We start from the raw sequence: 21797 nt of genomic DNA on the forward strand, positions 1-21797 counted from the left end.
CCCCGCGCCGAAGGAGCCGGGTCAGGGTCGCGCCAAGAGCCGCCGGGTGACCACCGCCGCCCTCACGGGCGTCGCGGTCATCCCGGAGCAGACCCCGCGCCGCGCCGAGCAGCAGTAGCACGCGCGGACGACGTCATCGGGGCCCGGTGCCCGGCGAGAGCCGGCGCCGGGCCCTCTCCGTCTCCCGGTCCCGCCCCTTCACGCGCAGTCCGCTGCTCCGGAGCCGCTCCACGAGCTCGCGGGCGGCGACGGGGGTCGCGCCGGCCGCGATCAGCTCGGCACGCCGCTCCTCGGGCACGTCGTAGTGATCGAGGTCGAAGCTGCGCTCCGGCACTCCGGTCCGACGGGCGAACGCGTGGAGCTCCTCGAGCGACTCGTCGCTGACGAGATGCGCCCAGAACGTGTCGTGGGCCGGCCACCGCGCCGCATCCAGGAGGATCGTCATCCGTCGATCGTAGGCGGCGCGCCTGCGTCCGGGCCGCCGCGCTGTCCACTATCGTGACGGGGTCGTCGGATCGGGGACACCGGGCTCCCAGGAGCGCGGACCCCGCGGACACGCGCTCGCCCGAGCGTCCGTTTGACCGCCGACCTCCCATCCCGTACTCTTGACCGTTGGTGTGGCGCGAACCATGCGCTCACGCAGATTTCCGTCGTCGTCCGCCTCCTCACGGAGAGCGGGACGCGGTACCGGTTCCCTCGTTCGGTGTGGGAGACGGGAAAGAAACGGGGCCCCGCCCCGTCCATACAAGCCCCGGTCGGCGCAGTTCTCACGAGCATCCGCTCCACGAGCACTGCCCCGCCCAGACGAGAAAACAGGTACGAGAAGTGGTTTACGCAGTTGTGCGCGCCGGCGGTCGGCAGGAGAAGGTCGAGGTCGGCACCATCGTGACGATGGACCGCGTCAAGGCCGACGAGAACGGCACCGTGCAGCTGGCTGCCGTGCTGCTCGTCGACGGCGACTCGATCACCTCGGACGCCTCGGCGCTCGAGAAGGTCTCGGTCACCGCGGAGGTGCTCGAAGAGCTCCGCGGCCCGAAGATCGTCATCCAGAAGTTCAAGAACAAGACCGGCTACAAGAAGCGCCAGGGGCACCGTCAGGAGCTCACGCGCGTGAAGGTCACTGGCATCAAGTAACCGCTGACCGCGGAGCGAGCCATCGCACCGCGGATCGTCAGCACGGGGCTGCGGCCCCCCGGTCTCGAGGAGATGAGAAATGGCACACAAGAAGGGCGCGAGCTCCACTCGCAACGGTCGTGACTCGAACGCGCAGCGTCTCGGCGTCAAGCGCTTCGGCGGTCAGGTCGTGAACGCAGGCGAGATCATCGTCCGCCAGCGCGGCACCCACTTCCACCCCGGCGCGAACGTCGGACGCGGTGGCGACGACACCCTGTTCGCCCTGTCGGCCGGAGCGGTCGAGTTCGGCACCAAGGGCGGCCGCAAGGTCGTCAACATCGTGGCGGCCGCCCAGTAGGGTCGGCCTCCTCGGCCGAGCAGGCACAGGACGCAAGGGGCGGGCTTCGGCTCGCCCCTTGCGCGTTGCAGCGGCACTCGCTCCTCGGCACCCGGCGCACGGTCCCACCGGCGCCTCCACTCCCGATCGGACGGACAGAACAACCATGGTCACCTTCGTCGACAACGTCACGCTGCACCTGCGTGCCGGCCACGGCGGGAACGGCTGCGTCTCCGTCCGCCGCGAGAAGTTCAAGCCGCTCGCCGGCCCCGACGGCGGCAACGGCGGTCACGGCGGCGACATCGTCCTCGTCGCGGACCCGCAGGTCACGACGCTCCTCGCCTACCACCGCCACCCGCACCAGTCCTCCCCGAACGGCGGCCCGGGCATGGGGGACCACCGCGCGGGCGGCAACGGCGATCTCCTCGAACTGCCGGTTCCCGTGGGAACGGTCGTGAAGTCGCCCGAGGGCGAGCAGCTCATCGACATGGACGAGCCTGGACTGCGATTCGTGATCGCTCCCGGCGGTCAGGGCGGCCTGGGCAACGCCTCGCTCGCGACGACCAAGCGCAAGGCTCCCGGATTCGCGCTGCTCGGCACCCCCGGCTGGGAGGGCGACATCGTCCTCGAGCTCAAGACGGTCGCCGACGTGGCACTGGTCGGCTTCCCCTCGGCGGGCAAGTCGAGCCTCGTCGCCGCGATCTCGGCCGCGAAGCCCAAGATCGCCGACTACCCCTTCACCACTCTCGCGCCCAACCTCGGCGTCGTGCAGGCGGGGGAGTCGCGGTACACCGTCGCCGACGTCCCCGGGCTCATCGAGGGCGCCAGTGAGGGCAAGGGGCTCGGCCTCGAGTTCCTGCGCCACGTCGAGCGGTGCACGGCCCTCGTGCACGTCCTCGACTGCGCCACGCTCGAGCCCGGCCGCGACCCGCTCACCGACCTCGACATCATCCTCGGCGAGCTCGCGGCCTACCCGGTCGGCGAGGGCCAGGTCCCGCTGCTCGAGCGCCCCCAGCTCGTCGCCCTGAACAAGGTCGACGTCCCCGAGGCCCAGGAGCTCGCCGCGTTCGTCCGAGCCGACCTCGAGGCCCGCGGCTACCGCGTCTTCGAGATCTCCACGGTCAGCCACGCGGGGCTGCGCCAGCTGACCTTCGCCCTGGCCGAGATCGTCGAGCAGCACCGTGCCGAGCTCGCCGCCGCACCCCAGGTCGAGCGGATCACCATCCGCCCGCGCGCGGTCGACGAGAAGGACTTCGAGATCCGCGTCGAGGGCGGGTCGTACGGCAACGTCTACCGCGTCCTCGGCACGAAGCCCGTGCGCTGGGTCGCCCAGACCGACTTCACCAACGACGAGGCCGTCGGGTTCCTGGCCGACCGCCTCGCCAAGCTCGGAGTCGAGAACGGGTTGTTCGCGGCGGGCGCCGTCGCCGGCTCCACCGTCGTGATCGGCCGGGGCGACGGAGTCGTCTTCGACTGGGAGCCGACGCTCACCTCGACCGCCGAGCTGATGACCGCTCCCCGCGGAACCGACATGCGGCTGGACGAGAATCAGCGGAAGACGCGCAACGAGCGCCGCGACGAGTACTTCGAGCGGATGGACGCCAAGGCCGCGGCCCGCGCCGAGCTGGAGCGGGAGCGCCAGGGCGGGGTGTGGCGCGTCTCCGACGAGGAGGACGGCGTCGAACCCGACCGCGAGGACTGACCTCGGGCCCCGGCACCCACGAGGGTGCCGGGGCCCCGTCCGTCCGTCTTCCGCTCGCACTACACTGTGCGGATGCCGCAGACGACCCTCGACCGCACCGCGCTGACCGAGCGCTTCGCCGCCTCCCGCACCGCCTCACGCTCACTCCGCAGCGCCACGAGCGACCTCAAGAACCGCGCGCTCCTCGCGATCGCGGATGCCGTCCGCGAGGGCGCCGAGCGCATCGTCCCCGCCAACGCGCTCGACCTCGCGAACGGTCGCGAGAACGGCATGAGCGCCGGCCTGCAGGACCGGCTGCGTCTGGACGAGGCGCGGTTGGGTTCCCTCGCCGACGCGGTCGTCGCCGTCGCGGGGCTCGTCGACCCCGTGGGTCAGACCGTGCGCGGTTCCGCCCTGCCCAACGGCGCCTCGCTGACGCAGGTCCGCGTGCCGTTCGGCGTCGTCGGGGCGATCTACGAGGCCCGGCCGAACGTGACCATCGACATCGCGGCCCTCGCGCTGAAGAGCGGCAACGCGGTCATCCTCCGGGGCGGAACGGCCGCCGAGAACACCAACCGCGTGCTCGTCGAGCTGCTGCAGGAGGCGATCGCCTCGGTCGGACTGCCGCGCGAGCTCGTGCAGACGGTCGACGACCACGGCCGAGAGGGTGCGAAGGCGCTGATGCGCGCGCGCGGCTACGTCGACGTCCTGGTGCCTCGCGGCAGCGCCGGGCTGATCGAGTCCGTCGTCACGGAGTCCACGGTCCCGGTCATCGAGACGGGTGCCGGAGTGGTCCACGTCTTCCTCGACGCCTCCGCCGACGAGCAGTGGGCCGTCGACATCGTGCACAACGCGAAGACCCAGCGCCCGAGCACCTGCAACGCCCTCGAGACGCTGCTGGTGCACCGGGACGCCGCAGAACGGCTCCTGCCCGCGGTGCTCGGCCGACTCGAGCGCGCGGGAGTCACGGTGCACGGCGACGAGCGGGTCGTGGCCCTGCATCCGGGCGCGGTCGCCGCGACGGAGGAGGACTGGTCCGCCGAGTACTACTCGCTCGACATCGCGGTCGCGATCGTCGACGACCTCGACGCGGCGATGGAGCACATCGCCCGCTACTCCACGCACCACACCGAGTCCATCGTCACGAACGACCTCGCGAACGCCGAGCGGTTCCTCGCCGAGGTCGACTCCGCCGTCGTCATGGTCAACGCGTCGACGCGCTTCACCGACGGCGGCGAGTTCGGCTTCGGCGCCGAGGTCGGGATCTCGACTCAGAAGCTCCACGCCCGCGGACCCATGGGACTCCCCGAGCTGACGAGCACGAAGTGGCTCCTGCGCGGGGCCGGTCAGGTCCGCGCCTAGCCCAGGTGGCGTCCGGGTAGACTCGACAGCGCCCGCGCGGGCACCCCGAACTTCAAGGAGCACCGAATGTCCCTGGCGACGACCGTCCTGGCAGAAGCATCGACGCACGTCGAGCTCCCGTTCCCGTCGATCGTGTTCGGCCTGATCGCCGCCGTGGCGTTCGTCGGACTCGGCTTCGTGACCTGGAGCTACCGCGACGTCGCCAACCGGCACTCGCACAAGACCACCGGGCAGGCCGACCAGCACGGCCACGGCCACTAGTCCGGAGGCCCCGCGCTCGTGACGTCCGCCGCCAGCGGAGACCCCCGGCGTCCCCGCATCGGCGTGATGGGCGGAACGTTCGACCCGATCCACCACGGTCACCTCGTGGCGGCCTCCGAGGTCGCGCAGTCGTTCGACCTCGACGAGGTGGTCTTCGTGCCCACCGGTCAGCCGTGGCACAAGAAGACGGTCACCTCGGCCGAGCACCGGTACCTCATGACGGTGATCGCCACGGCCTCCAATCCGAGGTTCACGGTGAGCCGGGTCGATGTCGACCGGATCGGGACCACGTACACGATCGACACGCTGCGCGACATCCACGCGGCCCACCCGGACGCCGAGCTCTTCTTCATCACCGGAGCCGACGCCGTCGCGCAGATCCTGAGCTGGAAGGACTACGACGAGCTCTGGGAGCTCGCGCACTTCGTCGCGGTGAGCCGGCCCGGCCACGTGCTCAACGTTTCGGGATTGCCGGCGCAGGACGTATCCTTGTTGGAAATTCCGGCGCTAGCGATTTCCTCGACGGATTGTCGGAGCCGCGTGAACCGGGGTCATCCGGTCTGGTACCTGGTTCCCGACGGTGTCGTCCAGTACATCTCGAAGCACCACCTGTATCGGAGCACGCCATGACAGTCCAGCCCGAGGAGAAGCCGCTCACCCGGCGCGAGATCCGCGAGCGCGAACGCCGCGAGGCGGGGGTCGCCCCTGCCGCAGCGGCGCCGACGACATCGCGCCGAGCCGCCACCGCCTCCGTGACCGCCGCGGGCGACATGCCCGTGCTCACGCCCACGCAGACCCTGCGGATCGCCGCCCCCGAGGCCGAGCCCGCCCGCGAGCCCGACCTCCGCACCTCGGCCCTCGAGGTCGTCCTGCCGGAGGGAGTCGAGCGCTCGAGCCTGACCCGGCGCGAGCTGCGTGCCCTGCACGCTCAGCAGCAGGCCGAGAAGCTCGCCGCCGCGCCCGCCGCCGAGGTCCCGGCCGGTTACGGAGCCACCGCCGCCGACGAGCCGTCCGCCGCGGACGACGGCACGGGGGAGGGCGGGCCGTCCCGCGCTCCGACTCCCGTCGAGTCGTCCGAGGTCGAGGGAGCCGTCGATCGTGCCGCGGCACTGCCCGCGGTCGACGGCTCCGAAGACGAGCCCCGGCCCGTCGAGCCGAAGCTCAACACCGCCCTCTTCGCCACCGTCGGCGGCTCCATCGACCTCGGCGAGGAGAAGGCGACCGAGATCACGGGCAGCTTCCAGCCGCCGATCGAGCATCTCGCCATCACCGATGAGCTCGACAGCAAGTCCAAGGAGGAGGTCGACGCCTCCTTCGACGAGCTCATCGCCCGAGGAGTCGCCTCGACGGGCGCGGTCACGACCACCAACGCCCTGATCCTGCCCACCACGGGTGCGGGCGCCGTGGTCGAGGGCCGCGCCGACACCGGCGAGGTCATCGTCACCGGCACGTTCGAGCTCCCGCGCAGCCTCGGCTCCACGGGCCAGCACCCCAACCTCTACGACTCGCCCGACGTCGACCGCTACGTCGACCGCATCGACCGCGAGCAGCCCGCCGCCGACTCCGAGCCCGTCCGGGCGTCGAGCGCCGTCTCGACGCACGCCGCCGGCACCGCCATGATCGCGCCGCAGAAGAAGCGCGGCATCAGCGCCCCCGTGGTGCTCGCCATCACGGCGGCCGTGCTCCTGGTGGCCTCCATCGCGCTGTTCATCGGCGGCTTCGTCCTCAACATCTTCTGATCCGCTCTCCCGACACTGAAGGCTTCATGACTGCGACCGATTCCGCCCGCGCCCTGCTCGACATCGCGGCCACCGCCGCCGACTCCAAGGGCGGGGAGGACCTGGTCGCGCTCGACGTGTCCGGTCCGCTGCCGCTGGTCGACATCTTCCTGCTCGTGACCGGGCGCTCCGAGCGCAACGTCGTTGCGATCGCCAACGAGGTCGAGGATCGGCTGATCGCCTCCGGGCGCAAGCCCCTGCGCCGCGAAGGCCGTTCGGAGGGACGCTGGATCCTGCTCGACTTCGGCGACCTCGTCGTCCACGTCTTCCACGAGGAGGACCGCATGTACTACTCCCTCGAGCGCCTCTGGAAGGACTGCCCGACGGTCCCGTTCACGGTCGACCAGCCCGTCGCGGCGGAGTCCTCCACCGCCTCGAACTGAGGAACACGCCCGGCGGCGGCTCTCGATTTCGTCTGACGCACTTCGTGTTGTAGATTATTCGAGTTGCTTCCGCCGGGCGGAGGGAACAGAACAGGCAAGACGAACGGGTCCGTGGCGCAGCTGGTAGCGCACCTGCATGGCATGCAGGGGGTCAGGGGTTCGAATCCCCTCGGATCCACCGAGACAGAAGAGCCGCCCTCCGGGGCGGCTCTTCTGCGTTGAGGCGGCTCTCCGCTTCGAGACCTGAGGAAGACCCTCCCCGCGGCTCCTCCCCGCTCGGCGCGAACAGGGGCCAGGGCACCGCGTCCCGCTCCGCCAGACTGGGCGCATGCCCGCATCGACCGCTCCTCGCGGCCTCATCACGCAGTTCTCCCTGGTCGACGCTCTGCTGGCCGGTCTGTTCGACGGCGTCGTGTCCCGCTCCGAGGTCGACCTCGCGGGCGACTTCGGCCTGGGCTGCGGCGACCGGATGGACGGGGAGCTCGTCGTGCTCGACGGCGTCCACCGGCTCTTCCGCGGCGACGGGTCGGTCCTGGTTCTCGAGCCCGACGACCGCGTCGCCTTCGTCGAGGTCTCGCACTTCCGCGCCGACGTCGCGGTGCCCCTGCACGACGTCCCGTCGCTCGACGCCCTGCTGGCGGCCGTGCGCGGTCTGATCGCGAGCCACAACGTGTTCCTGGGCGTCCGCGCACGCGGACGCTTCGACCGGCTCACGCTCCGCCAGCCGATCGCGCAGACCAAGCCCTACCTGCGCCTCGCGGACGCCATGCACGACCAGCGGGAGCTGCACCTCGAGTCCGTCGAGGGCACGCTGGTCGGCTTCGTCGCGCCCAAGCCGTTCCAGGGCATCAGCGTCGCGGGGCTGCACACGCACTTCGTCGACAGCACGGGGACGGTGGGCGGACACGTCCTCGCGGCGTCCGGTCTGCACGGCACCCTCGAGGTGGAGCAGTACGGGGGCATCACCGTCCGGCTGCCGGACTCCGAGGACTACCTCGCGGCGGATCTCGACGACGACGCGTCCGTGTCGGACGCCGCCATCCGCGCGGTCGAAGCCGATCACGCGCACTGACGCGGCCCACCCGCTCCGCACCCTAGCCTGGTCGCATGCCCTCCCTGCGCGACGTCCACGCCGTCATCGACCGACTCTGGCCCGAGGCCGCCGCCGAGAGCTGGGATGCACCCGGTCTCGTGACGGGCGACCCCGACTCGTCGGTCGAGCGCATCCTCCTCTGCGTGGACGTCGTCTCGGACACCGTGCAGGAGGCCGTCGACGGCGGGTATCAGCTCCTCGTGGCGCACCACCCCTTACTGCTGCGCGGAGTGACCACGATCGCCGAGGACGGCTACAAGGGCCGTCTGCTCGTGGATCTGATCCGCGGCGGCTGTGCGCTGGTCTCGGCGCACACGAACGCCGACATCGTGGCGGACGGGGTCTCGGACGTCATCGCCTCCCGGCTCGGCCTCACGGGGACCACCCCGATCGTGCCCGGCGCCGATCCGGAGGTCGGGCTCGGTCGCGTCGGCGACCTGCCCGAGGAGGTGACGCTGGGCCGTCTCGCCTCCGCGGTGGCGGATCTGCTCCCCGCCACGGCCGGGGGAGTGCGGGCGGCCGGAGCCTACGACACGCCCGTCCGCCGCGTCTCCCTGTGCGGGGGAGCGGGGGACTCCCTCCTCGACGCCCCCGCCGTCCGCACGAGCGACGTGTACATCACGGCCGATCTCCGGCACCATCCGGCCTCGGAGGCGCGCGAGAAGGCCCTGCACGGCACCGGCCCCGCGCTGCTGGACGTCTCGCACTGGGCGAGCGAGTGGCTCTGGCTGGACGTGGCCGCCGAGGCGCTCCGCCGGGCGCTGCCGACGCTCGCCGTCGACGTCAGCGAGACCCGGACCGATCCCTGGGATTTCGCGATCGTCCACTGAGCGGCGCTCGACACGCGAGAATGGACGCGGCACGACGACCCCTGTGCCGGGAACGAGGACCGCGACGTGAAAGCCAGCCCCGCCGACCAGCGCGAGCTACTGACCCTGCAGACGCTCGACACGCGAGCAGCCCAGCTGCGCCACGCCGTCGCCACGCTGCCGCAGATCGCGAAGATCCAGGCCATGCAGGCGCGCAACGACCAGACCCGGCGCACCCTCGCCGAGCGGCTGGGCCGCCTCGAGGACGCCCGTACGGAGCTCGGCCGCATCGAGTCCGATGTGAGCATCGTCGAGAAGCGGCTCGCCCGCGACCGGGAGCGCCTGCAGGTGTCCTCCTCCGCGAAGGACATCGCGGCCCTCGAGGGCGAGATCGCGTCGCTCCTGAAGCGCCGCGGCGACCTCGAGGAGATCGAGCTGACCCTGATGGAGCGCATCGAGGGCATCGACGCCGAGGTGGCGACCGCCCGAGCCGAGCGCGACGAGGTCGTCGCAGCCCTGGACACCCTCGCCGACGAGAAGGCGGCCCTGGCCGAGAAGCTCGCCGGCAAGCAGGAGTCGCTCGCTCGCGATCGCGCTTCGCTCGTCGAGACGATCCCGTCCGACCTGGTCGAGCTCTACGAGAAGCAGCGGGCGCGCTACGGCGTCGGCGCGGCGCTCCTGCGCGGCAAGGTGTCCGAGGGCAGCGGAGTCGCCCTCACCGAGTCCGACCTCTCCTGGATCCGCGCCAGCGCTCCGGACGAGGTCGTCCTCTGCCCCGACAGCGGCGCCGTCCTCGTCCGAGGGGACGAGTCGACGCTCGCCTGAGCACCGTCCTACACTGGACGGGCGAACGGGTCGGCAAGACGGCCGCGTCGCCGGGGCGCGAGCTCCGGCGCCGAGGAACGTCCGGGCTCCGCAGAGCAGGGCGGTGGGCAACACCCACCCGGGGTGACCCGCGAGACAGTGCCACAGAGAACAGACCGCCACGGGCTCCGGCCCGCGGTAAGGGTGAAACGGTGGTGTAAGAGACCACCAGGGGCCGGAGTGATCCGGTCCGCTCGGTAAACCTCGCCCGGAGCAAGGTCAGACAGAGGACGATGCGGCTGCTCGTCGGGTCCTCGGGTAGACCGCTGGAGGGTCGTGGCGACACGACTCCGAGAGAGATGGCCGTCCAGCGCCCGCCGAGAGGCGCGGCGTGAACAGAACCCGGCGTATCAGCCGGCCCCTTCGCACGAGGACCCCGCAGCGTTCGACGCTGCGGGGTCCTCGTGGTTCAGGTCCGGGTGCTCAGGAGTGGACCCCTCCACCCGCCAGGGCGGCGGCGCCGAGGATCCCCGCGTTGTTCCGCAGCTCGGCCGGGACGATCGGGGTCCGCAGGTCCAGGAGCGGCAGGAACTCCTTGTAGTGCTTCGAGATCCCGCCTCCCACGATGATCAGGTCGGGCCACAGCAGGGCCTCGAGGTGGGAGTAGTAGCGCTGGAGCCGCTTCGCCCACTGCTTGTAGTCGAGGTCCTCGCGCTCCTTCGCCGCGAACGACGCCTTCTTCTCGTAGTCGCCGCCGTGGATCTCGAGGTGGCCGAGCTCGGCGTTCGGGATCAGCACGCCGTTGTAGATCTGCGCGGTGCCGATTCCGGTGCCCAGCGTGGTCATGAGGACGAGTCCCGGCTTGTCCTTCGCAGCGCCGAAGCGCGCCTCCGCGTAGCCCGCCGCGTCCGCGTCGTTGACGAAGAAGATGTCGCGGCCGATCGCGTCCTCGAAGAGCTTCTCGGCTTCGAGGCCGATCCACTCGTCCGAGACGTTCGCGGCCGACATCGTGCGCCCGTGCACGACGGCGGCCGGGAAGCAGATGCCCACGGGGGTGTCCGCGGCCACATCGGGGAGCGCGTCGATGATCTGCGTGACGACCGCGATGATGTCCTTCGGCCGCCCGCCCTCGGGGGTCGCGAGCTTCACGCGGTCGCTGAGGAGCGCTCCCGCGTCGAGGTCGACGAACGCCCCCTTGATCCCGGTTCCCCCGATGTCGATGCCGATGGCGGTCGTCGAAGCAGTCATACCGGTCATGCTAGCGAAGCGGGAGGAGCAGGTCCCCGGCGCCCGAGCGTAGGATCGGCCCCATGGCTGACGGCGACGCGAACTCCTGGTGGTACAACTCCAAGACCGGTGCGGTGGAGCAGGGGTTCCAGTCCCCGTCCGTGGACCGCGTCGGCCCCTTCGCCTCGCGCGAGGCGGCGGCGGCGGCGCCCGAGCGGCTCCGCGAGAACAGCCGCAAGTGGGCCGAGGAGGAAGCGGCCGAGGACCGCTGACCGCCCTCTACTCGTAGCTGTGCTCGGGGGCCGGGTACTCGCCCGACTCCACGTCCTGGCGGTAGGCCGTGACGGCCCCGGTCAGGACGCCGCGCAGGTCCGCGTACTGCTTGACGAAGCGCGGGACGCGGCCGGTGGTGAAGCCTGCGAAGTCCGTCCACACGAGCAGCTGGCCGTCCACGTGGGGGCCGGCTCCGACGCCGATCGTCGGGATGCGCAGCTCCTCGGTGACCCGGCGCGCGGCCTCGCTGGGCACCATCTCCAGCACGACCGCGAAGGCGCCCGCCTCCTGGACGGCGCGGGCGTCCGCGAGGAGCTGCTCGAGACCCTCGCCGCGTCCCTGGACGATGTGACCGCCCAGACCGTGCTCGCTCTGCGGGGTGAAGCCGATGTGCGCCATCACCGGGATGCCCGCGTCGACGATCCGGCGGATCTGCTCGGCCGAGCGCACCCCGCCCTCGAGCTTCACGGCGTGCGCGTGCGTCTCCTTCATGAAGCGGAAGGCGGTGTGCAGTGCGTCGTCCGGACCGGACTCGTAGGAGCCGAACGGCATGTCGGCGACCACGAAGGCCCGCTCGACGGCTCCGGCGACCGCTCTGGCGAAGGGGATGAGCTCGTCGACGGTGACGGGGAGCGTCGTGTCGTAACCCAGCACGTTGTTGCCGGCGGAGTCACCCACGAGGAGGAAGTCGATCCCCGCCTCGTCGAAGATCCGCGCGGTGAGCTGGTCGTAGCTCGTCAGACCCGTGATGCGCACACCCGAGTCCTTCGCGTTCTGGAAGTGGCGCGTTCGAACGCGTTTCACGGGCTGCGCTGACATGGGTCCAGTCTACGGGCGGCGGTCACGGCGGCACCGGGCGGGCCGCCGTCGGCGGTCGGCGGAGCCGCTAGCCTTAGGGACGAGCAGGAAGGGCCTCGATGGACAAGCAAAGGGACTTCGTTCTTCGCACCATTGAAGAGCGAGGGATCAAATTCGTTCGCCTCTGGTTCACCGACGTCGTCGGCACTCTGAAGTCGGTCGCGATCGCGCCGGCCGAGGTCGAGGGCGCGTTCGCCGAGGGCCTGGGCTTCGACGGCTCGGCGATCGAGGGCCTCACGCGCTCCTTCGAGGCGGACGTGCTCGCGCACCCGGATCCGTCGACCTTCCAGATCCTCCCGTGGCGCGGCGAGATCGACCCCACGGCCAGGATGTTCTGCGACATCACGACGCCCGACGGACAGCCCGCCGTCGCCGATCCGCGCAACGTCCTCAAGCGGACGCTCGCCAAGGCCGCCGAGCGCGGGTTCACGTTCTACACGCACCCGGAGATCGAGTTCTACCTGCTGAAGTCGTCGACGTTCGGCGCCGAGGGGCCCGAGCCTGTCGACTCCGCCGGGTACTTCGACAACGTGCCGGGAGGCACGGCGCACGACTTCCGTCGCCGTTCCGTCCGCATGCTCGAGGATCTCGGCATCTCGGTCGAGTTCAGCCACCACGAGGCGGGACCGGGTCAGAACGAGATCGACCTCCGCTACGCGGACGCGCTGACCACGGCCGACAACATCATGACGTTCCGCACGGTCATCAAGGAGGTGGCGATCGAGCAGGGCGTCTACGCGACCTTCATGCCCAAGCCGCTCTCGGGCCACCCCGGATCCGGCATGCACACCCACCTCTCGCTGTTCGAGGGCGACGTCAACGTCTTCTACGAGCAGGGCGCGCAGTACCAGCTCTCGAAGCTCGGCCGCCAGTTCATCGCCGGCCTGCTCAAGCACGCCCCCGAGATCACCGCCGTCACGAACCAGTTCGTCAACTCCTACAAGCGGCTCTGGGGCGGCGACGAGGCGCCGAGCTACGTCTCGTGGGGACACAACAACCGCTCCGCCCTCGTGCGCGTGCCGCTGTACAAGCCCAACAAGGGCCAGTCCTCGCGCATCGAGTACCGCGCGCTCGACTCGGCGGCCAACCCGTACCTCGCCTACTCGCTGCTCCTGGCCGCAGGGCTCAAGGGCATCGAGGAGGGCTACGAGCTCCCGGCCGAGGCCGAGGACAACGTGTGGTCGCTGACCGACGCCGAGCGCCGTGCGCTGGGCTACAGCCCGCTGCCGGCGAGCCTGGATCGCGCGATCTCGCTGATGGAGGAGTCCGAGCTGGTCGCCGAGACGCTCGGGGAGCAGGTCTTCAACTTCGTGCTGCTCAACAAGCGGAAGGACTGGGCCGAGTACCGCGCCCAGGTCACTCCGTACGAGCTGCGCAGCAACCTCGAGATGCTCTGATCCGCTCGCCCCATGGCCCGCGAACGCACGCTCAGTGACATCGCGCGCCTCGGTTTCGCCGAACTCGGCGAGACCGGGGCGCGCATCGCCGAGGCGGAGCAGCTCGCGGGCCGTTCCCTGGGATCGGTCGTGCCGGCCTTCGCCTCGGTCGCCGACCCGGATGCGGCGCTGCTGGCGCTCATCGACCTGCTGCGCAGCCACCGCGATCGGATGGACGCGGTCCTGGCGGACGACGACGCGCTCACGCGACTCCTGAAGGTCACGGGAGCGTCCTCCGGCATCGCCGACTTCCTGCAGCGGAGGCCGGACGAGTTGACGAGCCTCCTCGACCCGGTGCTCTCGCTGCCCGGCCGGGCCGAGCTGCGCGACGACATGCTGGACTCCGTCGGTGCGGTCGACGGCTTCGCCGCACTCGGCGAGGAAGCGGGATGGACGGCCCTGCGCGTGCGCTACCGCCGGCTGCTCACCCGCATCGTCGTGCACGACCTGTCGCAGGCCGACCCCGTCACCGCGATCGACCGGGTCACCCGGACGCTCGCCGACCTCGCGGGCGCCGCACTCGAGGCGTCCCTGGCCGTCGCGCGGGCCGACCTGGTCGACGGCGTCGGCCCGGGGCGGTTCACGCGGGACGAGGTCGCGGCGACGCGGCTCGCCGTCATCGGCATGGGCAAGGCCGGCGCCTCCGAGCTCAACTACGTCAGCGACGTCGACGTGATCTTCGTCGCCGAGGGGGATGCTGAGCGCGAGCTCTCGAACGCCCGGGCGATCGACGTGGCGACGCGCCTCGCGGTCCTGCTGATGCGCGGCACGTCCGCCCTGGCGCTCGAGCCGGAGCTGTGGGAGGTGGATCCGAACCTGCGTCCGGAGGGCAAGCAGGGTGCCCTCGTCCGGACGCTCGAGTCGCACGTCACCTACTACGACCGGTGGGCCAAGAGCTGGGAGTTCCAGGCGCTGCTGAAGGCCAGGCCGCTCGCCGGCGACGCGCGGCTCGGGCAGGCGTACGTCGACGCCGTCGCTCCGAAGGTCTGGTCGAGCGCCTCGCGCGAGAACTTCGTCGAATCCGTGCAGCGGATGCGCGAGCGGGTCACCGAGCACATCCCGCAGAACGACGTCCACTACCAGATCAAGCTCGGCCCGGGCGGGCTGCGCGACATCGAGTTCACGGTGCAGCTCCTCCAGCTCGTGCACGGCCAGACGGACGACGAGATCCACATGCCGGGGACGCTGCTCGCCCTCGGCGCGCTCGCCGATCGGGGCTACATCGGACGATCGGCGGCGGACGAGTTCTCGAAGGACTACCGAGCACTGCGCCTGCTCGAGCACCGCCTCCAGCTGCGCCGACTCCGCCGCACCCACCTCATGCCCCGCGACGAGCACGAGCTGCGGACGCTCGCACGATCGACCGGGCTCGCCCGTTCGGCCGAGGAGCTCCTCGTCGTGTGGAACGGGATCAAGCACCGCGTGCGCGGTCTGCACGAGCGCCTCTTCTACCGTCCCCTGCTGTCGGCGGTCGCCTCGCTGCCCGACGGAGGAGCGGAGCTCTCGACCGGTCAGGCCGAGGCGCGCCTCGCGGCCATCGGCTTCACCGACGCTCGGGGCGCCCTCGGACACATCGCCGCCATGACCTCGGGAGTGTCGCGGCGCGCCAGCATCCAGCGGCACCTCGTGCCGGTGATGCTCCAGTGGTTCGCGGACGGCGCCGACCCCGACTACGGACTCCTCGCGTTCCGCCGCCTGAGCGACACGCTCGGCGGCACACCCTGGTTCCTGCGGATGCTGCGCGATTCGTCCGGTGCGGCGAAGCGGCTCACGACGGTGCTGTCCGGCTCCCGCTACGTCGGAGAGCTCCTCGACCGCATCCCGGAGTCGGCGGCCTGGCTCGAGGACGACGACGACCTCCGCCCCCGCACGGCCGCGCAGCTGAACGAGGAGGTGCGCGCTGTCCTGGCGCGGCACGACACCCCCGAGGCCGTCGCCGGCGTGCTGCGGGCGATGCGCCGCCGCGAGGTGCTGCGCACCGCGATCGGGGGAGTGCTCGGTCTGAGCTCGATCGAGGAGATCGCCCGCAGCCTCACCGACATCATCTCCGCGCTCCTGGGCGGCGTCCTCGCCTCCGTCCGCCGCGCGAGCAGCCATCGCCCCGGGTCCGACCTCGAGTTCGCCGTGATCGGCATGGGTCGCTACGGGGGAGCGGAGCTCGGCTTCGGCTCGGATGCCGACGTCGTCTACGTCCAGCGCCACGGCTCCGGCGAGCCGCGGGACGCCCAGACCTACGCGCAGCATCTGGTCGCTGAGCTCGTGCGGCTGACGGAGGATTCGCGGCTGCCGCTGGATCTCGACGCCGATCTGCGCCCCGAGGGCAAGAACGGCCCGCTGGTGCGGTCACTCGACTCGTACCGGGCCTACTACGCCCGCTGGTCCCTGACGTGGGAGGCGCAGGCGCTGCTGCGCGCGCGGGGGGTCGCGGGTGATGCGACCCTGATCGCCGACTTCGCCGCACTCGCCGACGGCGTCCGCTACCCGAGTGGGATCTCGGACCGGGACATCCGCGAGGTGAAGCGGATCAAGGCCCGTGTCGAGAACGAGCGCCTGCCGCAGGGCGCCGACCCCAGGCGTCACCTCAAACTCGGCCGCGGCTCCCTCAGCGACGTCGAATGGCTGGTGCAGCTCCTGCAGCTCGAGCACGCCCACGCGATCCCCGCGCTGCGGACCACGTCGACCCTCACGGCGCTGCAGGTGGCGGAGGAGGAGGCGCTGCTGATGCCCGCCGACTCCGAGCGCCTGCGCGCGGCGTGGCTCCTGTCGTCCCGCGTCCGCTCCGCGATGACGCTGTGGTCGAACCGCACGAGCGACGTCCTGCCGACCGATCGGATGCAGCTCGAGGGTGTCGCCCGGCTGCTCGAGTACCCGGCCGGATCCGCCACGCAGCTCGAGGACGACTACCTCGGCGTCACGCGCCGCGCTCGCGCGGTCTTCGAGCGCTGCTTCTACGGGCCCTCCGACGGCGAGCCGACGACGCGCTGAGCGGGGCTCCGCGGAAGGCGGACGCTGCTCACCGCGCTGAACGACCGAGGGCCGCCCTCCCGAAGGAGAGCGGCCCTGTGCGATCCGATCGGACCGGTCCTCGTCGGACCGGTCCCCGTCGGATCAGACGCCGTAGTAGAGCTCGAACTCGAAGGGGTGCGGGCGCTGCGCGAGCGGCTTGATCTCCTTCTCGCGCTTGTACTCGATCCAGGTGTCGATGAGCTCCTGGGTGAACACGCCGCCCTGGAGAAGGAAGTCGTGGTCGGCCTCGAGAGCGTCGAGCGCCTCGCCGAGGGTCGCGGGGACCTGCGGGATGAGCTTCGCCTCCTCGGGGGGCAGCTCGTAGAGGTCCTTGTCGACCGGCTCGTGCGGCTCGATGCGGTTCTTGATGCCGTCGAGGCCCGCCATGAGCTGGGCCGCGAACGCGAGGTACGGGTTGCCCGAGGCGTCAGGCGCACGGAACTCGATGCGCTTGGCCTTGGGGTTGGTGCCCGTGATCGGGATGCGGATCGACGCGGAGCGGTTGCCGGCCGAGTAGACCAGGTTGACCGGAGCCTCGAAGCCCGGGATCAGGCGGTGGTAGGAGTTGACCGTCGGGTTCGTGAACGCGAGCACGGCGGGGGCGTGCTTGAGCAGGCCTCCGATGTACCAGCGGGCGAGGTCCGAGAGTCCGCCGTAGCCGTTCTCGTCGTAGAAGAGCGGCGTGCCGTCGTTCCACAGCGACTGGTGGGTGTGCATGCCCGACCCGTTGTCGCCGAAGAGCGGCTTCGGCATGAACGTGGCGGTCTTGCCCCACTGCTCGGCCGTGTTCTTCACGATGTACTTGAACTTCAGGATGTCGTCCGCCGCGTGCACCATGGTGTCGAAGCGGTAGTTGATCTCGGCCTGTCCGCCGGTGCCCACCTCGTGGTGCGAGCGCTCGAGGATGAGGCCCGCGTCGATCAGCTTGAGGCAGATGTCGTCGCGCAGGTCGGCCTGCTTGTCGACGGGGCTCACGGGGAAGTAGCCGCCCTTGTAGGGCGTCTTGTTGCCGAGGTTGCCGCCCTCCTCGACGCGTCCCGAGTTCCAGGCGCCCTCGACCGAGTCCACGGAGTGGAAGGCCGAGTTCTGCGTGATCTCGTAGCGGACGTCGTCGAAGATGTAGAACTCCGCCTCGGGGGCGAAGAACGCGGTGTCCGCGATGCCGGTGGAGGCGAGGTACTTCTCGGCCTTCTTGGCGACCTGACGCGGGTCCTTCGAGTAGATCTCCCCGTTGCGCGGGTTGTAGATGTCGAAGACCAGGATCAGCGTGCGCTCGACGCGGAACGGGTCCACGTAGGCGGTGGTCACGTCGGGGATCAGCTGCATGTCCGATTCGTGGATGTTCGCGAATCCGCGGATCGAGGACCCGTCGAAGAGCTGGCCGACGGAGAAGAACTCCTCGTCGACAGTCGAGGCGGGGATGTTGAAGTGCTGCTGGACACCGGGGAGATCGGTGAACCGGATGTCGAGGAACTTGACGTCCGTGTCCTTGATGAACTTGAGCACCTCGGAAGAATCTTTAAACATGCAAAGGTCTCCAATGGCGTAACGGGTGACTGCGGAGCGCAGCCGTCCCAGGCTAGTGACAGGGTGTGTCCCTGCCGTGTCCCCTCTGTTTCCGGCGTGTTACGTGAACCTGACTCGACCGCCGCCCACCGGCTCGCGGTCGCCTCCGAGACACCGCGGATAGCATGGGGCTCATGCCCGAACGCAGGACCTTCGCCGATGTCGCGCCGAGCAGCTGGCCGGGGGAGCGCCTCGGGCTTCCCCGCGAGGGACGGATGTCGATCGCCCGCCCCGGACGCCGGATCGCGGCCCTGGTCGTCGACTTCGCGATCGCCGCACTCCTGTCGCTGGCGTTCTTCCAGTACGACCGCTGGGCCAGCCTGATCCTGTTCGTCGTCCTGCAGGCGGTCTTCATCCCCACCATCGGCGGCAGCATCGGCCACCGGCTCCTGCGGATGCGCGTGGTCCGCCTCGGCGGCGGGTGGGTCGGAGCGTGGCGCCCCCTCGTCCGCTCGGTCCTGCTCGCGGTGCTCGTCCCGGCGCTGGTCTGGGACTCGGACCAGCGCGGCTTCCACGACAAGGTCGCGGGAACGGTGCTCGTCCGCTACTGATCGCTCGGCCGCGCGAGGTCCGTACGACGGGCCGGACCGCGGCTGCCCGGGAACGGGATCGGGCCGGGGAACAGATCGGGGCCGTGCGCCTCGACGGCGGACGGCCCCGATGGGGGAGTGATCAGCGCGAGCGCTGCGGGCGGACCTTGAACGGGTCCACTCCCTTGGGGATCGGCAGCGAGGTGTTCAGCGACGCGAGACGGTTCTTGACCGCGAGGACCTCGGCCTTGGTCAGGGTCTTCTTCGTCTTCGCGAGGGTCCGCGGGATGCGGTGCAGCGGCACCGAGTCGGCGTCGGGACCGACGTGCACGAACGTGACGGGGACGTTGGGGAGGATCCGGGTGACCTTGCGGCGCTCGTCGTCGAGCATCCGCTTCGTGCGCCCGGACGGCCCCTCGGCGATCAGCACCACGCCACCGCGACCGACGGCGCGGTAGACCGCGTCCTGCGTCTTGCCGTTGACGGCCACCGGCATCTCGGTGCCGGTCCAGCTGCCGCGGAGCCCGCTGCGCAGCACCGCGCCGACCGCACCCGGCTGACCGGCGATCTGACCGTAGGCCGCGCGCTCGGCGCGCCGCGAGAGCACGGCGAGACCGGCGACCATGCCGGCGAGGAGGCCGACGAGGATCCAGAGGGCGATGACGAATCCGTTGCCGTTGCCCAAGAGGATCCCGAGGAGCACGCCGAGCAGGACGGGGAGCAGAGCGGCGAGGAGGATGATCCACACGGCACTGCTGTCGTAGCGGCGGGTCATCTGGAACACCTGCCACATCTGCTTGAGACGTCCGGGTTCCTTGACCGCCTTCGTCGACGGTTCCGTGCTGCGTGCCATGGGGTCAAGGATACCGAGCCGACCCGGGCAGCGGGACCGATCGGTGCGGAACCGGGGCGGGACGCCTCCCCAGTCGGCCCTGCCGGCCTTCCCTCCACTGATCGCGCGGGCCGGTCACGCGCGGAACTCGCAGACGGCACTCTCGGCGCATGGCATCGATCCCGGATCAGCAGGACGCCGCACAGCGACCGGCCCCCGCCGGCTACGAGCTCGTCGGGCCCTCCGCGGTCGGCGAGCTCGTGCGCGCTCCCGACGGAACCGTCCTCCTGGCGCGGCGGTGCTCTCGACCGCGGGCGGCGGCCGCACTCCGCTCAGGCCTCGCCGACCTGCCTCCCCACGACCATCGGGAGACCCTCGTCGACCTCGCCGACGAGGACGGGGACGCCGTCGTGCTGCTGACCCGGCCGGCCGTCATCGACACTCTCGCGGGCCTGGTGACCCGCGGCCGCGTCCTCACCGCGGGAGCGGCGGTGACGGTCCTCGCTCCGATCGCCGCCGCGCTCCGCGACGCCCAGGAGCACGGAGTGCTCGTCGCGGTCGACGCGGGGACGGTCGGACTGACGGCGCAGGGGCGGCCGGTGCTGCTGCTGACCGGTGGCGAGGGCGCGACGACGGCCCCCGCCGAGGCGCTGCGACGCCTGATGCTCGTGGTCCGACCGCAGTCCCCGCCACCGCCGACGGCGGAGCTCGCCGAGCTGGAGGCGCATCTCTACCGCTCGGCGGTCCCGGCGCCGCTCGGCGACCTGCTCGCGCCTCCGATCGTCGCGACGGCGCCCGAGGAGGAGGGCGCCGGCCCGCCGGTCGCCGCGACTGCGCTCGACTGCGCGCGAAGGGCCCTCCTCGCACTGACCCGCCGGAGACGAGAGGCCCCTCGCCGTCCCCGGAGCCGAACGCGTGATCCGGCAGCGGCCGCCCCGGACGGCGGTCCGGCGAGGCACCGGCGCGTGCACCCCCTCGACGGCTGGAGACGGAGGGTCCTCACCGTCGTGTCCGCGCGACGGGGGCCGCTGCTGTCGGCCGCGGTCGTCGTGGTCGGCGCCCTTGTCGCCTCGCTCGCGACCCAGGGCGGCGGGCAGTCGGCGCGTTCGGCGGCGGCGGACGATCGGGGCGGCGCATCCGCTCGCCCGAGCACCTCGTCCCCTGCGTCTCCCGCGCCGCCGGGCCCTGACACTCCCGCCGGTGACGCGGCGACGGCCCTGCTCCGCGCCGCTGCGGCGTGCACGGCGACCGGGGGCGTCTCCTGCCTCCGCAGCCTGACGACGGACGATTCGCCGCTGCGCTCCGAGGGCGCGTCCGACTACGTCGCGTCGCTCGGGCTGCTGGACGGTGCGGTCCTGACCGACACGCACGGCGCGACCGCGCTCGTCGAGGTCGGCCTCGACGGAGGAACGACAGCGGCCTCCGTCCTGATCATCAGGACGGAGGCCGGCTGGCTGCTGCGCGAGGTGTTCACCGAGTGAGGGCGGGACGCCCCCGCCTCAGCGGCACCTCGCGATCAGATGCCCAGGTCGTTCTCGAACGAGCCCTCCTCGAGGCGCTCCTTGATCGCGACCAGGAAGCGCGCCGCGTCCGCGCCGTCCACCGTCCGGTGGTCGTACGAGAGCGCCAGGTAGACGGTCGAGCGGATCGCGATGGCGTCCTGACCGTCGACCTGCACCACGGCGGGCTTGCGGGTCACGATGCCGGTGCCGAGGATCGCGGTCTGCGGCAGGAAGACGACGGGCGTGTCGAACAGCGCGCCGCGCGATCCGGTGTTGGTCAGCGTGAAGGTGCCGCCGGCCAGCTCGTCGGGCTTGAGCTTGTTGTTGCGGGTGCGCTCCGCGAGGTCGCCGATGGTGGAGGCGATCTGCGCGAGGTTGAGGTCCGACGCGTTCTTCAGGACCGGGGTCAGCAGGCCGCGCTCGGTGTCGACCGCGATGCTGATGTTCTCGTGGTCCGGGTAGACGATCGAGTCGCCGTCGAGCGTCGAGTTGATGACCGGGTAGGCCTTCAGCGCCTCGGCGGCCGCCAGGGCGAAGAACGGGAGGAAGGACAGCTTGGCGCCGGTCTTCTCCTGGAAGCTCTTCTTCACCGAGTCGCGGAAGCGGGCGACGTTGGTCACGTCGACCTCGACGACCGAGGTGAGCTGAGCGGTCGACTGCATCGACTCGACGGCGCGCTGGGCGAGGACCTTCCGCAGACGCGAGAGCGACTGCGTCGTGCCGCGCAGGGGCGAGGTCTCGAGCGGGGTGCGCGCGGCCTTCGCGGCGGCGGCGGCGGGAGCCGACACGGGGGCGGCGGGAGCCGACTTGGCGGCCTCGACCGCGTCGAGGACGTCCTGCTTGCGGATGCGCCCGCCGACTCCGGTTCCGGTGAGGGAGGCCAGGTCGATGCCGTGCTCGCTCGCGAGCTTGCGCACGAGCGGCGTGACGTAACCGGGGTTCGAGT

General features: G+C 71.1%; 22 protein-coding genes, 1 tRNA gene and 1 other RNA gene. 18 read left to right on the plus strand and 6 right to left on the minus strand.

What is annotated here, in order from left to right; all coding sequences use genetic code 11:
• Positions 1 to 133 precede the first annotated feature (133 nt).
• Positions 134 to 445 (minus strand): DUF4031 domain-containing protein, encoded by a 312-nt coding sequence (locus tag NB037_RS13570; RefSeq protein ID WP_251946571.1) that lies wholly within the window; start codon positions 443 to 445, stop codon positions 134 to 136.
• A gap of 380 nt (positions 446 to 825) precedes the next feature.
• Between NB037_RS13570 and rplU the strand changes: the two genes are divergently transcribed.
• The 13 genes from rplU to rnpB all read left to right on the plus strand — a co-directional run bounded on the left by rplU (position 826) and on the right by rnpB (position 10047).
• Positions 826 to 1134 carry a 50S ribosomal protein L21 gene (gene rplU / locus NB037_RS13575; protein WP_077223659.1) on the plus strand — a complete coding sequence of 103 codons (309 nt, stop codon included), beginning with the start codon at positions 826 to 828 and terminating at the stop codon, positions 1132 to 1134.
• A 79-nt stretch (positions 1135 to 1213) separates the two neighbouring features.
• Positions 1214 to 1471, plus strand: coding sequence for a 50S ribosomal protein L27 (gene rpmA, locus NB037_RS13580; RefSeq protein ID WP_055792356.1), 258 nt, complete (start codon positions 1214 to 1216; stop codon positions 1469 to 1471).
• A gap of 145 nt (positions 1472 to 1616) precedes the next feature.
• Positions 1617 to 3152 (plus strand): GTPase ObgE, encoded by a 1536-nt coding sequence (obgE, locus tag NB037_RS13585; protein ID WP_207406418.1) that lies wholly within the window; start codon positions 1617 to 1619, stop codon positions 3150 to 3152.
• 72 nt (positions 3153 to 3224) lie between these two features.
• Complete coding sequence (locus NB037_RS13590; RefSeq protein ID WP_251946573.1) at positions 3225 to 4493, plus strand: glutamate-5-semialdehyde dehydrogenase; 1269 nt, start codon at positions 3225 to 3227, stop codon at positions 4491 to 4493.
• 66 nt (positions 4494 to 4559) lie between these two features.
• A complete protein-coding gene (locus NB037_RS13595; RefSeq protein WP_251946576.1) occupies positions 4560 to 4754 on the plus strand; it encodes a hypothetical protein in 195 nt (64 codons plus the stop codon).
• A gap of 18 nt (positions 4755 to 4772) precedes the next feature.
• On the plus strand, positions 4773 to 5384 hold the full coding sequence (nadD, locus tag NB037_RS13600) for a nicotinate-nucleotide adenylyltransferase (protein WP_207406415.1): 612 nt from the start codon (positions 4773 to 4775) through the stop codon (positions 5382 to 5384).
• On the plus strand, positions 5381 to 6493 hold the full coding sequence (locus tag NB037_RS13605) for a hypothetical protein (protein WP_251946577.1): 1113 nt from the start codon (positions 5381 to 5383) through the stop codon (positions 6491 to 6493). Before nadD ends, NB037_RS13605 begins: the two co-directional genes overlap by 4 nt.
• A gap of 26 nt (positions 6494 to 6519) precedes the next feature.
• On the plus strand, positions 6520 to 6915 hold the full coding sequence (rsfS, locus tag NB037_RS13610; RefSeq protein WP_251946579.1) for a ribosome silencing factor: 396 nt from the start codon (positions 6520 to 6522) through the stop codon (positions 6913 to 6915).
• A gap of 105 nt (positions 6916 to 7020) precedes the next feature.
• Positions 7021 to 7093 (plus strand) — tRNA-Ala (locus tag NB037_RS13615).
• Between the two features lie 150 nt (positions 7094 to 7243).
• A complete protein-coding gene (locus NB037_RS13620; protein WP_251946581.1) occupies positions 7244 to 7987 on the plus strand; it encodes an acetolactate decarboxylase in 744 nt (247 codons plus the stop codon).
• Between the two features lie 35 nt (positions 7988 to 8022).
• A complete protein-coding gene (locus NB037_RS13625) occupies positions 8023 to 8838 on the plus strand; it encodes a Nif3-like dinuclear metal center hexameric protein (RefSeq protein ID WP_251946583.1) in 816 nt (271 codons plus the stop codon).
• 66 nt (positions 8839 to 8904) lie between these two features.
• Positions 8905 to 9642, plus strand: a complete 738-nt coding sequence (locus NB037_RS13630) for a zinc ribbon domain-containing protein (RefSeq protein ID WP_251946585.1) — start codon at positions 8905 to 8907, stop codon at positions 9640 to 9642.
• Positions 9643 to 9668: 26 nt separating this feature from the next.
• Positions 9669 to 10047: RNase P RNA component class A (gene rnpB / locus NB037_RS13635), an RNA gene on the plus strand.
• Positions 10048 to 10104: 57 nt separating this feature from the next.
• On the opposite strand, the gene ppgK is transcribed toward rnpB, so the two are convergent.
• Positions 10105 to 10869, minus strand: coding sequence for a polyphosphate--glucose phosphotransferase (ppgK, locus tag NB037_RS13640; RefSeq protein WP_207406396.1), 765 nt, complete (start codon positions 10867 to 10869; stop codon positions 10105 to 10107).
• Positions 10870 to 10931: 62 nt separating this feature from the next.
• Here ppgK and NB037_RS13645 point away from each other — a divergent pair, with 62 nt between their 5' ends.
• Positions 10932 to 11120, plus strand: a complete 189-nt coding sequence (locus NB037_RS13645; RefSeq protein WP_251946587.1) for an SPOR domain-containing protein — start codon at positions 10932 to 10934, stop codon at positions 11118 to 11120.
• Positions 11121 to 11127: 7 nt separating this feature from the next.
• Here NB037_RS13645 and panB read toward each other — a convergent pair whose 3' ends face one another.
• Positions 11128 to 11940 carry a 3-methyl-2-oxobutanoate hydroxymethyltransferase gene (panB, locus tag NB037_RS13650; protein ID WP_251946589.1) on the minus strand — a complete coding sequence of 271 codons (813 nt, stop codon included), beginning with the start codon at positions 11938 to 11940 and terminating at the stop codon, positions 11128 to 11130.
• Positions 11941 to 12038: 98 nt separating this feature from the next.
• On the opposite strand from panB, the gene NB037_RS13655 reads away from it, so the two are divergent.
• Together NB037_RS13655 and NB037_RS13660 are read left to right on the plus strand one after the other, a co-directional pair.
• Positions 12039 to 13376 (plus strand): glutamine synthetase family protein, encoded by a 1338-nt coding sequence (locus NB037_RS13655; RefSeq protein ID WP_055792319.1) that lies wholly within the window; start codon positions 12039 to 12041, stop codon positions 13374 to 13376.
• Between the two features lie 12 nt (positions 13377 to 13388).
• Positions 13389 to 16400 carry a bifunctional [glutamine synthetase] adenylyltransferase/[glutamine synthetase]-adenylyl-L-tyrosine phosphorylase gene (locus NB037_RS13660; RefSeq protein ID WP_251946591.1) on the plus strand — a complete coding sequence of 1004 codons (3012 nt, stop codon included), beginning with the start codon at positions 13389 to 13391 and terminating at the stop codon, positions 16398 to 16400.
• Between the two features lie 123 nt (positions 16401 to 16523).
• Here NB037_RS13660 and glnA read toward each other — a convergent pair whose 3' ends face one another.
• Positions 16524 to 17948, minus strand: coding sequence for a type I glutamate--ammonia ligase (glnA, locus tag NB037_RS13665; protein WP_055792314.1), 1425 nt, complete (start codon positions 17946 to 17948; stop codon positions 16524 to 16526).
• 173 nt (positions 17949 to 18121) lie between these two features.
• On the opposite strand from glnA, the gene NB037_RS13670 reads away from it, so the two are divergent.
• Positions 18122 to 18538, plus strand: a complete 417-nt coding sequence (locus NB037_RS13670; protein ID WP_207406390.1) for an RDD family protein — start codon at positions 18122 to 18124, stop codon at positions 18536 to 18538.
• Positions 18539 to 18659: 121 nt separating this feature from the next.
• On the opposite strand, the gene NB037_RS13675 is transcribed toward NB037_RS13670, so the two are convergent.
• Entirely contained in the window at positions 18660 to 19370 is a 711-nt protein-coding gene (locus NB037_RS13675) for a DUF4191 domain-containing protein (protein ID WP_251946593.1), read from the minus strand.
• Between the two features lie 149 nt (positions 19371 to 19519).
• Here NB037_RS13675 and NB037_RS13680 point away from each other — a divergent pair, with 149 nt between their 5' ends.
• Entirely contained in the window at positions 19520 to 20830 is a 1311-nt protein-coding gene (locus NB037_RS13680) for a phospholipase D-like domain-containing protein (protein WP_251946595.1), read from the plus strand.
• A gap of 35 nt (positions 20831 to 20865) precedes the next feature.
• Here the strand turns inward: NB037_RS13680 and sucB are convergent.
• A partial coding sequence (gene sucB, locus NB037_RS13685) for a 2-oxoglutarate dehydrogenase, E2 component, dihydrolipoamide succinyltransferase (protein WP_251946597.1) occupies positions 20866 to 21797 on the minus strand: 932 nt, incomplete at its 5' end.

The sequence above is a fragment of the Rathayibacter rubneri genome, from assembly GCF_023743255.1.
In the GTDB taxonomy this organism is placed as follows: Bacteria; Actinomycetota; Actinomycetes; order Actinomycetales; family Microbacteriaceae; genus Rathayibacter; species Rathayibacter rubneri.